At 68.3% G+C, this 306-nt stretch carries 1 pseudogene; it reads right to left on the minus strand.

Going from position 1 to position 306, the window contains the following annotated elements:
- Positions 1 to 306: pseudogene (locus tag AABA86_RS34590) on the minus strand (acetyl-CoA C-acetyltransferase); the annotation flags it as partial.

Consider the following 306-nt stretch of genomic DNA (forward strand, 5'->3'; position numbering starts at 1 on the left):
CGCCGCCGATGCACAGCGTGGCGAGGCCCTTCTTCGAATCGCGCTTCTGCATCTCGTGCAGCAGCGTCACCAGCACGCGTGCGCCGGACGCGCCGACGGGATGCCCGATCGCGATCGCGCCGCCGTTGACGTTGACCTTGGAGGTATCCCAGCCGAGATCCTTGTTGACGGCGCAGGCTTGCGCCGCGAAGGCTTCGTTGGCCTCGATCAGGTCGAGATCGCCGACATTCCAGCCGGCCTTCTTCAGCGCGGCGCGCGAGGCCGGGATCGGGCCCGAGCCCATGATCTTCGGATCGACGCCGGCCT

Origin of the sequence: Bradyrhizobium sp. TM233 (assembly GCF_036247965.1) — a bacterium.
GTDB classification, from domain to species: Bacteria; Pseudomonadota; Alphaproteobacteria; order Rhizobiales; family Xanthobacteraceae; genus Bradyrhizobium; species Bradyrhizobium ottawaense.